At 68.2% G+C, this 13,778-nt stretch carries 12 protein-coding genes and 2 pseudogenes; 5 read left to right on the top strand and 9 right to left on the bottom strand.

Annotated elements, in window-relative coordinates; genetic code table 11:
* Positions 1-695 precede the first annotated feature (695 nt).
* From OH809_RS05735 to OH809_RS05765, 7 genes and pseudogenes are all read right to left on the bottom strand, one after another.
* A complete protein-coding gene (locus tag OH809_RS05735; protein ID WP_406423419.1) occupies positions 696-1,154 on the bottom strand; it encodes a hypothetical protein in 459 nt (152 codons plus the stop codon).
* Positions 1,151-2,101, bottom strand: a complete 951-nt coding sequence (locus tag OH809_RS05740; RefSeq protein ID WP_406514903.1) for a metallophosphoesterase family protein — start codon at positions 2,099-2,101, stop codon at positions 1,151-1,153. The genes OH809_RS05735 and OH809_RS05740 overlap by 4 nt, the downstream gene beginning before the upstream one ends.
* Positions 2,098-2,616: a cupredoxin family copper-binding protein gene (locus tag OH809_RS05745; RefSeq protein ID WP_406514904.1), complete on the bottom strand. Its 519-nt coding sequence runs from the start codon at positions 2,614-2,616 to the stop codon at positions 2,098-2,100. The genes OH809_RS05740 and OH809_RS05745 overlap by 4 nt, the downstream gene beginning before the upstream one ends.
* Before the next feature lie 583 nt (positions 2,617-3,199).
* Positions 3,200-3,346 carry a hypothetical protein gene (locus OH809_RS05750; protein ID WP_406423416.1) on the bottom strand — a complete coding sequence of 49 codons (147 nt, stop codon included), beginning with the start codon at positions 3,344-3,346 and terminating at the stop codon, positions 3,200-3,202.
* Positions 3,347-3,583: 237 nt separating this feature from the next.
* Positions 3,584-4,819 carry an NAD(P)/FAD-dependent oxidoreductase gene (locus OH809_RS05755; protein WP_406423415.1) on the bottom strand — a complete coding sequence of 412 codons (1,236 nt, stop codon included), beginning with the start codon at positions 4,817-4,819 and terminating at the stop codon, positions 3,584-3,586.
* Positions 4,816-5,963 (bottom strand): annotated as a pseudogene (gene tal, locus OH809_RS05760) (transaldolase). The gene OH809_RS05755 and the pseudogene tal overlap by 4 nt, the downstream one beginning before the upstream one ends.
* A 134-nt stretch (positions 5,964-6,097) precedes the next feature.
* On the bottom strand, positions 6,098-6,340 hold the full coding sequence (locus OH809_RS05765; protein WP_406423414.1) for a hypothetical protein: 243 nt from the start codon (positions 6,338-6,340) through the stop codon (positions 6,098-6,100).
* A gap of 315 nt (positions 6,341-6,655) precedes the next feature.
* On the opposite strand from OH809_RS05765, the gene OH809_RS05770 reads away from it, so the two are divergent.
* The gene (locus tag OH809_RS05770; protein WP_406423413.1) at positions 6,656-6,910 is read left to right on the top strand and encodes a hypothetical protein; all 255 of its coding nucleotides are present in this window, start codon (positions 6,656-6,658) and stop codon (positions 6,908-6,910) included.
* A gap of 225 nt (positions 6,911-7,135) precedes the next feature.
* Here OH809_RS05770 and OH809_RS05775 read toward each other — a convergent pair whose 3' ends face one another.
* Positions 7,136-8,593: a dihydrolipoyl dehydrogenase family protein gene (locus OH809_RS05775; protein ID WP_406423412.1), complete on the bottom strand. Its 1,458-nt coding sequence runs from the start codon at positions 8,591-8,593 to the stop codon at positions 7,136-7,138.
* A gap of 231 nt (positions 8,594-8,824) precedes the next feature.
* On the opposite strand from OH809_RS05775, the gene OH809_RS05780 reads away from it, so the two are divergent.
* From OH809_RS05780 to OH809_RS05795, 4 genes and pseudogenes are all read left to right on the top strand, one after another.
* Positions 8,825-9,295, top strand: a complete 471-nt coding sequence (locus OH809_RS05780; protein WP_406425356.1) for an SDR family NAD(P)-dependent oxidoreductase — start codon at positions 8,825-8,827, stop codon at positions 9,293-9,295.
* A 582-nt stretch (positions 9,296-9,877) separates the two neighbouring features.
* Entirely contained in the window at positions 9,878-11,374 is a 1,497-nt protein-coding gene (locus tag OH809_RS05785) for a multicopper oxidase family protein (RefSeq protein WP_406423411.1), read from the top strand.
* A gap of 308 nt (positions 11,375-11,682) precedes the next feature.
* Positions 11,683-12,159 (top strand): annotated as a pseudogene (locus OH809_RS05790) (helix-turn-helix domain-containing protein); the annotation flags it as partial.
* Between the two features lie 90 nt (positions 12,160-12,249).
* Positions 12,250-13,065, top strand: coding sequence for an IS5 family transposase (locus OH809_RS05795; RefSeq protein WP_406425354.1), 816 nt, complete (start codon positions 12,250-12,252; stop codon positions 13,063-13,065).
* Positions 13,066-13,086: 21 nt separating this feature from the next.
* Here the strand turns inward: OH809_RS05795 and OH809_RS05800 are convergent, their stop codons facing one another.
* A complete protein-coding gene (locus OH809_RS05800) occupies positions 13,087-13,674 on the bottom strand; it encodes an SMI1/KNR4 family protein (protein WP_406423410.1) in 588 nt (195 codons plus the stop codon).
* Positions 13,675-13,778 lie beyond the last annotated feature (104 nt).

Here is a 13,778-nt window from a genome sequence, read left to right on the forward strand (position 1 = left end):
GAGCGGCCCTTCGCAGGTGCACGACGGCGATCGGAGCGCGTTGTGCGGGCTGGAACCTGCAGCGGAGGTGGCCCTCGCGCGCGGCGATGCGCAGTTATCAAGGCTGCGGCTTCCCCGACAGCGGAGTCACTCCGCCGGCCAGTGCCTTCACCAGCATGGCGTACGGAACTTACGACATGAAGTAACCGAAGGCGAGCCATCCCATGCGCAGGCCCCGTTTCTGATCGAAATGTTCGGGATATTCCTACAGGTGGAGTGGCGAAGTGCGGCAGACGGCACTCAAGCCTCGAGGGGTGCCCTGGAATCGACGTGTCCGCCCGTCGCTCGAAAACAAAACCCGATAACCGCTCTGGTTTTAGACCGACACGCACGGTCGAATCGCGCATCGGTCCTGCTCGTGACCACCTATTGTGCTGGCGTCGCGAACCGTCAGGGCGCGTCTCAGGGTAACAAAATCACGTCAGCCCAAAAATGCATGCATCCCGTGGCCCGTGCAAGAAATTCGAGCCCAGTAACTCAGTCCGGTGCGCTGTCTAAAAAATTTTTGCCGTTCGCGCGGACACGCGGCCAGCGCATGATGCGCACGCTTCCTGTCCACGCTCCCTCTTCGATAGCCAGCCTGCCACTTGTCAGCCGGCGGGTGGGCCGCCGCGCTGGGTGGTGTCCGCTGCGTGGGAGGCGCGTCGGTGTCTGATTCAGCTGTCCGGTGCCGCGGTGCGGAGGTCGGGCCGCACTCGGCTGGTCTCGTCATGGTGCGGCCGGGTGCGACGGTGTCGCCGGACCTCGAACGCCTGCCAGGCCACGACAGTCAGCAGGGTGAGCGTCTCGGCGATGAGGCTGAGCAGCGCCTGCGGGGCGGGCTGCAGGCCGCGTTCGGTGAACCCGAACAATCCGATGGTGCGGGATGTGGCGAACCCGGCGAGCGCGCCAATGGCGATTGCGGCAGCGGCGATTCGGAGTATCAGGGGTGCCGCCAACAGGAGAAGTGCGGCAACTGCGAAGGCGGCGCTGGCCTGCAGCAGGAACAGCGGGCCGATGACGTGGATGAAGCGGTATCCGTCGATGTAGAGCTGGGCGTGGATGTATCCGCTTGCCGCGAGCGTGGCGGCGAGCACCAAGCGCAATGCGAGGGCGGGCGGACTCCAGGTTTTCATGTGAGTTTCTCGTCCTTGACCGCCAGTGCGTGGCTGCCCTGCCGGTAGTTGACGGTGCGGATGCCAAGTGCGTCCTTGAGGCGTCCGGCGGGCAGCACCTGCGGAATGGGGCCCGGGCCCTGGCCGGGTTTGGGAAACGGGTAGCAGGTGGGGGCGGCCGAGTGGAAGGTGATGTTGCCCTCGGTCTTGGCGAACAGCTGGTGGACGTGCCCGTTGAGGCACGTGACTGAGGAGAAACGGCGCAGCATCGACAGCACCTGCACCGCATCGTCGGTGCCCCAGCCCCACTTCGGATACATCGCGAACAACGGGATGTGACTGAAGACGACGATTGGGGTGTCCGATGACAGGCCGGCGATGTCCTTGCGGACGAAGTCGATCTGATCGCTGCCCAGGTGGCCGAGTTGCTCAAGGTGCAGAGTGTTGACCAGCGCGATGAAGTGCACACCATGGGTGTCGAAGCTGTACCAGCCGTCGCCGAGGGTGTTTTTGGCGAAGGTTTGTCGGTATGCGCGTCCGTTGTCTCCGATCGAGTCGTGCTCGCCCGGCACGGTGAAGATCCGGTCTGTGCGCAGCTGCGACAGCATCTGCTTTACCTGGTCGAATTGGGCGGGGGTGGAAAGGTGTGTCAGGTCGCCGCTGTGCATGACGAAGTCGGGGCGGAATCCGAGTGAGTTGACCTGGTTGAGCGCTGCGGTGAGCGTTCCGGCGACATTCATGTTGGGCGGGCCATGGAAGCCGATGTGGCTGTCGGAGACCTGCACGAATCGCAGGTCTGCGCTGCCTGCCGGGGTGGGGTCCGGCGAACCGGCGATATGGCTGATCACTGCTCCCCCGGTGACTGTCAGGACTACGGCGCCACCGAACCAGGCAGAGTGCCGCATGAGCTGACGGCGAGTCATACCGTGCTCGCCGTCGCCGTTCGAGTCGTGTGTCGGTTCGGTCATGGGGTCACCTCCACGGTGGCGGTCATGAACGGGTGGATGGAGCAGTAGTAGGCGTAGGTGCCGGGTTTGGTGAAGGTGTAGCTGTAGGTGGCGTTGGTGGCCAGGCCTGCCGACTTCAGCGGCCCGCCCGATCCTTGTTTGCTGGTGACGGTGTGAGTGTCGGGGTCGGTGTTGGTCCAGGTCACCTTCGTGCCCGTCTTGACCGTCAGTTTGGCCGGGGAGAACGCAAAGTTCTTGATCGTCACCGCGTTGGCGGCCGCCGGAGCGGACGATTGGCTGGCGGTAGGTGAGGTCGACGGCGTGCTTGGTGGTGGGGTGACCGTACCGCCCGTTCCGGAGACACCGGGCGTTCCAGGCAGGGTCTGGCCAGTGCCGGGACTCAGTGCGCCCGCTGGTTTGGGCTGTGACGATCCGCCGCACGCACTGAGGAGTCCCAGTGCTCCGGCAACGGCGACAGCGGCCAGGCCCGTGCGCGCCCGCCGGACCAGCACAGAGGAGTTCGCATTCATGATCATCGTTCCTTCTACGCATTCCCCGCCGCACGGGCGGGTGTGATCCAAGACCAATCCGGGATCGGCCAGTTTCAGGCAGCCAGGCGACCGGGTTATGCCCCCTCCCGGGGGGATTTGAAGGGGCGTAACCCGGTGGGTCACTTTAGGTGGGGGTCAGTAGATTCCATTCAGCGAAACGAATCCCGCAGCGAAGTTTTCGTTGTTTCACTGCGGTGGCGGGTACCGTACGCGTGGAGACAGGAGAGTCTCTGCGGTGTCCGTACTGGACCGCAGGCGAAGGCAGACAAACACTGCACTTCGACCCGACCGAAGACCTGCTGCACCGTCAGCCGACGCCCGCACTGGTGGCGTCATGCGCGCCGGAGCCGCGATCGCCTGTCGGTCCGACGCACCCCCGGTCATGTGATCCAGGGACTCGGCGGCTCACATCGGGTACGGGACCGGGTGGTGCCGCTGATCGAACCAGTAGCGCGTAGCTACGCGATCGAACTCGAATCCACCGCGTCGATCGACCGCGACGCCGAGGAAGCCGCGGAGTGCCGCCCTCCCGGCTGCTGGGTGCGCAGGACGCGGTTGCCGAGCGGGGCTACGGGGGCTCCCCGGCCGGTCTCCGCGGCTTGGGGAGGTCGTTGGTGGAGCGACTGGTGGGGGCGGTGCCGTCGATGCCGCGCCGTTCGAGGTTCCAGGAGGCCCTGGTGTCGCAGTCCTCCGTGCCGCTGCGGGTGGAGTCCAACTCGGCTGCCCGGTCGCGTGATTGCCTCGCGCATGTGTATGGGAACGCGGGCAACCGTCCGTATCGGCAACGCCGGTATCCGTCGGACCTGACCGATGCGGAGCTGGCTGAAGCACCGCGACCGGCCGGAGCGAGAGGGCATGAAACAGGGGACTCAGCCTCGCCGGGGCATCGCCGGCTTGCCCATCCCTGCGGGCGGGCGCCCGACGAGCCCGTGAAGCGGCCCGCGGCCGTACGTCACCCGGCAGTCAGCTGTTCCAGCGGCAAATCCGGGTCGGCGAGCCTGTCCCGGTTGATCTTCTCGCCGGAGCGGACCAGGCGCTGGATCGCGTCGTTGACGTCCCAGATGTTGACGTTCATGCCGGCCAGGACGCGACCGTCGGCCAACCAGAAGGCGATGAACTCCCGGCTTGCGAGATCGCCGCGCACCACCACGTCCTCGTAACTACCGGGCTCGGCGTAGCCCGCGTACTCCATGCCCAGGTCGTACTGGTCGGTGAAGAAGTACGGGACGCGGTCGTAGAACGCGGGCTCGCCCAGCATCGACCGCGCGGCCGTCCCAGGCTGGTGAAGGGCATTGGCCCAGTGCTCCACGCGGATGTGCTTGCCCAACATCGGGTGAAGGGCGTTGGCCACATCGCCGGCCGCGTAGATGTCCGGGTCGGAGGTCCGCAGGGAGGCGTCGACCACGACGCCGTTGTTGACCTGCAGACTGGATTCGGCGGCCAGTTGGGTGTTGGGAGCGGCGCCGATGCCCACCACGACCGTGTCCGCGTCAATGCGGGTGCCGTCGGCCAACCGAACGCCCGCGACCTTCTCGCTCTCGCCGACGATCTCGGTGACCCGCGCACCGAGCCGCAGGTCTACGCCGTGCTCACGGTGGAGGTCGGCGAAGACGGGCGCGATCTGCGGGCCCAGGACGCGCAGCAGTGGCAGTTCGCCTGCCACCAGCACGGTGGCCTCGACGCCTGCCTCCCGTGCGGCGGCGGCCACCTCCAGGCCGATCCAGCCCCCGCCGACGAGGACGATGCGGGACGCGGAGCGGAAGGTGCGTTGGATGCGCTCGCAGTCGCCGACGCGGCGCAGGTAAAGCACGCTGTCGAGGTCCGCACCCGGTACGGCCAGGTGGTGCGGGGAGGCGCCGGTGACCAGCAGCAGTTTGTCGTAGCCGATCGTCTTGCCACCGGAGACGGTGACCGCCTTCCGATCGCGGTCGATGGCCGTGACGATGGTGTTCAGCCGCAGATCGATGCCCTGATCGGCATACCACTGCGACGGATGGACGAAGATCGTTTCGCGGTCCTGCTTGCCCATGAGGTAACCCTTGGACAGCGGCGGACGCTCATACGGTGGGTCCGGCTCGTCCCCGATGAGCAGGATCCGGCCGTCAAAGCCGTTCCCGCGTAGCGCTTCAGCGGCCTTGGCTCCGGCCAGACTCGCCCCGACGATCACGAACGTGGATTGCGCCATCACACCTTCTCCCTGCTGCGGTCTGTGCCGCGGGGCTGGCCGCTGTCGGATTCGTGCGGGCTGACCGCGAGTTTCTCAACCAACTCATTCCAGCTGGCGTCGAACTTCTCCATGCCCTCGTCCTCCAGCACCTGCACGACGTCGGCGTCATCGACGCCGAGGGCGGCGAGTTCCTCCAGCTTTTGTGCGCTCCGCCATAGGTGTCGCGGATACTGCCAACCAGAACCGCGCCGTGCTCGACGGCAGCGTTCAGTGTCGCCTCCGGCATGGTGCTGACCACGCCCGGGGCGACCAGGTCCACGACGTACCGCGTGGCGTCGTATGCCGGGTCCTTCACGCCCGTGGACGCCCACAGCAGCCGCTGTGGCCTGGCGCCGGCCCGCTCCAGCTGCTTCCACCGCCCGGTGGCGAGCATGCGTTCGTAGTGCTCGTACGCGATGCGGGCGTTGGCGATGGCCGCACACCCGTGCAGCGCGGCGGGCCGGAAGCCGCCCAACCGGTCAAGCCGCCGGTCAATGTCGGTATCCACCCGCGAGACGAAGAACGACGCCACCGACGCGGTCCTGGACAGGTCGCGCCCGGCGTCCTGTGCGCGTTCCATCCCGGTCAGGAACGCCTCCGCCACCGCGCCGTAGCGGTCCAGGGAGAACAGCAGCGTGACGTTGATGCTGAGGCCTTCGGCCAGACATCCGCTTATCGCTTCCAGGCCCTGCTTGACCGCGGGGGTCTTGACGAACAGATTAGGCCGGTCCACCAGCCACCACAGCGCCCGGGCCTCGGCGATGGTGCGCGCGGTGTCATGTGCCAGCCGCGGGTCGACCCCGATCGAGACCCGCCCGTCCACACCTCCGTTGGCCTCGTACACCGGTCGCAGCACATCACAGGACCGGCGCACATCGAACGTGGTCAGCGCGCGCAGCACCTCCTCCACCCCGACCTGGCGCAACGAGAGGTCGGCGATCTGGTCGCCATAGCAGTCGCTGGTTTCCATGGCCCTTGCGAAGATCGTCGGGTGGGTGGTAACGCCGACGACGTTCCGGTACGCGACGAGCCTGCCCAGGCTGCCGCCTACCAGTCGCTGTCGGCCCAGGTCGTCCAACCAGATCGACACCCCGGACGCGGACAGCCGGGCGAGAGTGTCGGACACCATGTGCCTCCTTACCCGGGCACGGGCGTGGCGAGACGCGAAAGGCTCCTTGGGTCAAGGCTCGCCCATCAAGCGGGGCGGCGCACGTCGAACCTTGCCGGTCTCTCCGCTGATCATCCAGGGTTCGGCAGGGCTCACAGTCGCTCGAACGCGCTGGTGGTCACGTCGGCCCAGAGCCTGTGACGGGCGAGCCGCACCCCGCGGTGGTCCAGTTGTACCGCGCCCTCCCTCATGACGCCGCGGATGCCGCACTCCTGCGGTGGCGGATGCGGATGACACCGCAGGCCATTGCCGACCTGATGGGTATCGATCTGCCGGCAGTCACGGTGCTCCTCCTGGCCGCGCAGCGGCAACTGCCCGCCACCGCTCTCGGACACCTGGAGGAACACAGCCGCCCTGGGGGCCGCCGAATCCACGCGTAAGCGTTCGCGCTCTTCTGACGAGGCGCCCGGGTGCTGCGTTGGGCAGCTCCGGGCAGTCAGAATGACCACATGGGGCTCCTCCGACCGCCCGGTCGAGCAACGTCGGCTCGACCTTCCCCGTCCCCGACAGCTCGTCCCGTCGCACAGGACCGCCAACGCCAGCATGTTGGGTGTCGGGCACCTGTGCTGCAGGACGAAGGTGTACTGAGGGCCCACGTCGCTGCCGGACCACGGTGGTTTCCGCCAGCGTCGTGATGCTGGCAGCACCCCATGTCGCTGGATCGGTCCACGGCAGGCTACGACGCTTTCGTCGCTGTGGACGCCTCCGGCACCTTCAGCCAGGCCAAGCGCGAGGCCGGACTGCTGCGCATGCAGCAGGCGGGCGTCATCGTCAGCGACAACGCCACCCTCATGGTCGAGGCCCTGGCCGACAATGCCTCCCCCGACGCCGGCGCCCTCTACGCCGCCCTCGACATGCCGTTCGCCGTCCTGGTCGGTCAGATCTCCGCGGCCTACCATGCCTAGCGGCCCCACCGGCCGACCGCTCGCCCACCGCCACGCCCCTGGATGCCTACCCGCGCCGGGGCGCGATGGCGTCCTGAGGGCACGCACAAGTAGTCGCGCGTCTCCACGATGCCGCCGCCGCTACCGCTCAGCGTGAGTAGCCACGACGGCCCCTCCCGCGTTCGGCCGACCCGGCCCAGCAACCGTGCCCCTCGGCGCCCGCGCTCTGAGGTGCCCTCCCACTGCTCAGGCGCGGTCGCGGTGGTAGGCGGCAAGGAGGAAGGGCCAGATCTCGCTGACGGTCGGGAAGCAGGCGATGGCGTGCCTGAGCCGCTTGAGCGGGACCTCGCCGGCGACCGCGACGGTTGCCGAGTGCAGCAACTCGCTGACTCCGGGGCCGACGAAGGTCACCCCGAGCAAAACCTCCCGGTCGAGGTCGACCACCATCCGTGCGTGGCCCTGGTAGTTGTCGGCGTAGAGGTTGGCGCCCTGGGCAGTGTCGAAGTCGAGGTCGACGGTCTTGATGCGGTGGCCGGCCCCGGCCGCCTGTTCGGCGGTCAGGCCCACGGCGGCCGCCTCAGGGTCGGTGAAGAAGACCTGCGGCACGGCGTGCTGGTCGGCGGTGGTGGCGTGGTCACCCCACGGTCCGTCGTCCACGGGGAGACCTGCGGCGCGGGCGGCGATGGCGTCGCCGGCGGTCCGCGCCTGGTACTTGCCCTGGTGGGTGAGTAGAGCGCGGTGGTTGACGTCACCGACGGCGTACAGCCATGTGCCGTCGACCCTGCGGACCAGGCAGGTGGTGTCCACGTCCAGCCACGTGCCGGAGGTGAGGCCGACCGTGTCCAGGCCGATGTCGTCGGTCGCGGGGGTCCGGCCGGTGGCGACCATGACCTCATCGGCCTGCAGGTCGCTGCCGTCGTCGAGGGTGAGAGTGACGGGCCCGGTGGGGTCCGGACGGCGCAGTGCGGTGACCTGGGTGCCGATCCGCACGTCCACGCCCGCCTCGGTGAGGCTGCGTGCGACGAGCTCCCCCGCGAAGGGTTCCATGCGAGGAATCAGGCGGCGGCGTGCGAGCAGGGTGACCTGGGAACCCAGGCCCTGCCAGAGGGTGGCCATCTCGATCGCGACTCCGCCTCCTCCGACGATGGCGAGCCGGCCGGGGACCGTGCTGGAGTCGGTGCCGTGCCGGTTCGTCCAGGGCCGGGCCTCCTGGATGCCGGGGATGTCGGGCAGCAGCGGCCGACTGCCGGTGGCGACGGCCACCGCGTGGCGGGCGACAAGACTGTGGCGAGCGCCGTCGTCTCTGGTGACCGTGACCCGTCGGGGGCCGTCGAGTCGACCGTGCCCGCGGAAGAGGTCGGCGCCGGTGGACTTCACCCACTCGGCCTGTCCGGTGTCGTCCCAGTCGGTGACGTAGTGGTCTCGGCGGGCGAAGACCCGGTCGGTGTCGAGCCGGCCGGTGACGGCCTGCCGGGCGCCGTCCACCCGGCGGGCGTCGGAGACCGCGATGACCGGCCGCAGCAGGGCCTTGCTGGGGACGCAAGCCCAGTAGGAGCATTCGCCACCGACCAGTTCACGCTCCACGACGGCCACGGTGAGGCCGGCGGCGCGGGCGCGGTCGGCAACGTTCTGGCCGACCGGGCCCGCGCCCAGCACGACCACGTCGTAGGCGCTGTCCTTCTGGTTCTCGCGTGCTTCGCTCATTGCTCCCTCGCGTCTGATCGGGACTGACAAAACCACACCCCCGGCTCATGTAACCGCGCGGTGCGCGCACGACGTCATACCTTGGCCGTAGCAGTCACAGACGCGGCCATCCATGTGCCCCTTATGGCCGCAGGCAACTGTGCCCACCCCGGGCGGTCCGGCGCCTCCCGCGAGGACCACGACCGACCAGGACGCCGCTGAACTCATGGCGGCCCCAACAACAACGCGGGCATCTACCCGTTCGGGCCCACCGAGAAGTCAACAGAGAGCGAGGTCGACACCGTCTACGCGCTGAATGTGAAGGCACCGTTCCACCTGGTGGCGGAACTCGCGCCGGCAATGGCCGAGGGCGGCGGCGGTGCGATCGTCAACGTGAGCACCATCGTTGCCGCGTACGGGGCCGCGGGCATGGCCCCGTACGGGTCGAGCAAGGCCGCCGTGGAGCTGCTGACCAAGGCATGGGCCGCGGAGTACGGCCCGCGCGGGGTGCGATTCAACGCCGTGCGTTCCGGCCCGGTGCGCACGGCGGGCACGGCAGGCATGGGCGAGGAGGGCCTCGCCGCCCTGGCCGCCCAGGCCCCGGCCGGCCGACCGGCCGAGCCGGAGGAGATCGCCGAGGCGATCGCCTACCTGGCCAGCGACGCGGCGAGCTTCGTCCACGGCGCCGTACTGCCCGTGGACGGCGGCCGCACAGCCGTCTGACCCGAACGGCCTGCCGGCGCCCCCAGCCGCCTACCACCAGCCGCGGCGTCCGACAGGCCGGTCCGCTGCGGCCGACGGCATCGCGTAGGCCAAGGGCGATACCGACGCGGCCCGGCGTGCGTACAAGGGCCGCGTCCGAGGGGCGGCGTCGCAAGGCGAAAAGCCGGGAGTGCTCTCGACGAACTCGCGAACGTCGGCCACCGGATGCCGGGGCGGTCGACGTACGGCGCGGGGTTCGTGTGTCCGGCCGCCGTGTGGTGGTCACCGGCGCCTCCTCCGGCATCGGGGCAGAGACGGTTCGCGCGCCGGCCACCACAGGCGCGGCAGTCACTCTTGCGGTCCGGGGCGTGGCGGCGGGTGGCGGGTGGCGGGTGGGCCACGGCCGCCCCCAAGACCCGGCGCCTCCTGCGTGAACTCCGCTGCGGGGTTCATTCAAGTGAACGGAGGCACCGTCCGGGTGCGACCGGGGGCATTCCCGCCTCCGCCGTGCATACGATCCGGATCACGGACCGTCCATCTTTTCGACACTCGTTCCCGGCCGGGCGTCACCCGCGCGGTCGCACGGTTCCCCTGGGGAGAGACGTGACCCGGCTCAACACCCGTTTCCCGCCGACCTTGACGGCCATTGGCCTGGCGCTCACCGTGGCCGGGCTGTCCGGCGGCTTTGCGCACACACCGACGGGGTTCTACCGCGCCGCATACAGCCCCGCCACGCAGGACGGCCACCCCGCCTCAGGGGGCGCGGGGCTCCTGCTCCAGGACCCGCCGGAGCTCGTCAGCCACGGCGGCGTACTCAGGGCGACCATCGTCGTGGAGCGGCGCAAGGTCCAGGTCGGCGACCGCCGGTTATACGCGACGGCCTACAACGGTGCCTACATGCCGCCCACGTTGCGCGTGCGGCCGGGAGACCGCATCGACCTGACCATGACCAACAAGACCGACAAGTACACCAACCTGCACACGCACGGACTCATGGTCTCGCCGCGCTCCCCCGCCGACAATATCTTCATCTCCATCAAGTACGGGCAGTCCTACCACTACACCTACAAGTTCCCGCGCAATCACCCCACTGGTACCTACTGGTACCACTCACACGCCGACATGCTGTCCGCCCCCCAGGTCGCCGGTGGCGAGTCGGGCGTCATCATCGTCGACGGCCTGCGGCAGCACCTGCCGCCGTCGCTGCACCACATCACCGAACACACCATCGCGCTCAAGGACTTCCAGGTCGAGGGTGACGCGATCAAAACCCATCCCCTGAGCATCGGCGCGCCCACCAACCGCACCGTCAACGGCCAGCACAACCCCGTGATCCGCATCCGGCCGGGCGAGACCCAGCTGTGGCGGCTGGCCAACATCGGCGCCAACATCTACTACAAGCTGCACCTGCCGGGAGCCCGCTTCCACGTGATCGCCCAGGACGGCGTTCCGGTGCGCAGGATCTACGCCAAGGACACGCTGCTCATCCCCGCCGCCGCACGCTTCGACGTCCTGGTCCAGGGCGGTGCTCCCGGAACCACCCGACTGGAGACGCTGCCCTACAACACGGGCCCGGCCGGCAACCAGTTCCCCCAGGCCGACCTCGCGACCGTCGTCACCGGCGGCACTCCCATGCCACGGACGACGATCCCGAGTGGCTTCGTCCCGCAAGAGGACCTGAGCGACGCGAAGATCGCGGCCCGCAAGACGATGGTCTACACGGAGAACACAGCGGGCACCGTCTTCTACATCAACGGCCGGACGTTCGACCCGAAACGGACCGACTTCACCTCAACCCTCGGCACCGTCGAGGAGTGGACCGTCCGCAACGACACCGACGAGGAGCACAGCTTCCACCTGCACACCGACCACTTCCAGTTGATGAGCACCAACGGAAAGGCTGAGGACCCATCCCACAGCGTGTACGACACGGTGAACGTGCCCAGGCGCGGTGCCATCGTCATCCGCGTCCACTTCAGGGACTTCACCGGCAGGACTGTTCTGCACTGCCACATCCTCAACCACGAGGACATGGGCATGATGTCCGTCCTCGACATCGTCCCGCCCCACACCTCCCACCAGAAGACGCCCGGCAAGTGACCTCCGACAGCCGATGCCGCTGACCGGGACACCATGGAGGTTCCCCGTCGGCGCCGACACGGTGCCAGGCGCCTGCTCCGCAGTATGCATCGGGAGGACGAACCGCTCAGCTTGCCGTTCAACCCGGACCGGGGCACGCCTGCCGCGCGGGGCACAGTCACCGGTCGGTTCACCCGCGTCACTTTCGCCCCGGTCGACCTTCTCACGCCTGACCCAGTTGCGCAGATTCTCCGAGCTGACCCGAGTTCCCGGGCGACCTCCGTGACGTGTGGATTGCGACATCTCCACCGGACGATCAGAAGGCCCTCATGCCCCACCGTAATGCACCTCTGACCGAGACCGGACGGCTGCGTCTGGCCCGCTGCGTGATCGAGGACGGCTGGCCCTTGCGCCGTGCTGCCAAACGCTTTCCAGGTCTCGCCCACCACAGCTCAGCGGTGGGCCGGCCGCTACCGCGAACCGGGCAAAACCGGGATGCCCGACCGCTTCTCCGCCCGCACCACAGCCCGGGCCGAACGCCGACCCGTACCGAGCGGCGGATCACCAAAGTCCGCGTCCTGCACCGCTGACGCCCGCCCGCATCGCCTACCTGCTCAGGCTGAACCCGGCCACCGTGCACCGCGTTCTGACCCGCTACAAGGTGGCCCCCTTGTCCCACCTGGACCGCGCCACCGGCCGTAACATTCGTCGCTACGAACCTCTTACACGTCGACATCAAGAAACGCGGCAACGTCCCCGACGGCGGGGGTCACAGGGTCCTCGGCCGGGCCGCCAGCGGCAAGAACCGCGCGAAGGCCGGGATTGGCCTCCCGCACAACGTCGTTCTCCGCCGGAGTGATCCCACCAGTTCTTCGGCGTGTGAGGGCCGCCTTCCGATTCAGGTGAGTGGACGCTCAGGGGGGCGGCCGTCTCCTGCACACCCCCAACTCCCCCGGAACACGGCATCCACCGGGACATCTTGGCGGGACATCCCGGAGCGGTACGGACCATGGGGTCGGGTGTACGACCTGTTCCGGCGCTGGCAGCGGGATGGCGCCTGGAAGCGGATCTGGAGGGGGCTACAGGCTCAGGCAGACGCGAAGAGCCTGATCACCTGGGATGTCAACGTTGACTCCACCGTCTGCCTGGCCCACCAGCACGCCGCCGGGGCACTGAAACAGGGAGATCTGCAAAAAGAGCCGCCCGGTGGCATCGCCACCGAGCCGGACGACCACGGCCTCGGACGCTCGCGCGGCGGCCTGACCACCAAGCTGCACCTGGCCGTCGAGCAGGGACAAAAGCCGATGTCGATCGTCATCACGGCCGGACATCGGGGGGACTCTCCGCAGTTCGAGCCTGCCCTGAAGGCGATCCGCGTGCCCCGCACCGCATCGGGCCGACCGCGCCCCCGGCCCGACCGAGTGCGGGCGGACAAGGCGTACGCCTCCCGAAAGAACCGTGCCTACCTGCGCAGACGCGGGATCCGCTGCACGATCCCGGACAAGGCCGATCAGGCCCGCAACCGCAAGAAGCTCGGCTCCCGCGGCGGACGTCCGCCGAAGTTCGACAAGACCGACTACAAGGAGCGCCACGCGGTCGAGTGCGGCATCAACCGCCTCAAGAGGAACCGGGCAGTGGCTACCCGTTTCGAGAAACTCGCCGTCCGCTACGAAGCGACCGTCCTCATCGCAGCCATCAACGAATGGCTGTGACCAGCACGGTCGCGACGGACCCTAATGGTGGGTTGATCGTGGTTCACCGGTGTAGCAGTCCAAGCCCGTCTTCCAGCGTTTCTGTTGTTCAAGCCAGTGCACGTAGCGCGGCGAGGCGTCGCGCAGGTCGATGCTGAGGGGGTAGGGGTCGTGCTCGTCCAGGAGCAGCTTGCGGAGGAATTCGACCATGCCACAGGGAAAGAGAGTGAAGTCGTCTTGGGTGTGTCGACCGCAGACCAGGACGGGCCAGTTGTCGGGGTCGGGGTCAGTGGTCAGCCAGCACAAGATGTCGGGGCCCGAGGTGATGCCCCAGGCGAGGATGTGGTCCGGGTCGATGTCGAGGCCTTCTTGGCCGTCCAACATCTCCCAGGTGCCACGGGCGTTCTCCGTTTCCTCCTCGAAGGTTCCGGGGTCCCACTGGATGTACTCCTTGGGCAACGGCATGAGGATGCTGACCTCGGCGAAGGAGCCGGCGCCGTAGATGGACATGAAGGCCATGTAGTCAGGCGGGAACCGCGTGCCCCACCGCGCCTCGGCCGCCGACCAGTCGATCTCCTCGTCCGCGCCGAGATCCGGAGGCAGGACCTTGGCCAGCGCTGCAATACCCATCGGGTCTTCCACGGCAATCCCTTCGACCACGTTGCTGAGAGCCTACGAGGTGGCACTGACACAGGCCGCATCAGAGGCAGACGCACGATGGCGGCTGCGACCAG

This window comes from Streptomyces sp. NBC_00873 (assembly GCF_045207415.1).
In the GTDB taxonomy this organism is placed as follows: Bacteria; Actinomycetota; Actinomycetes; order Streptomycetales; family Streptomycetaceae; genus Streptomyces.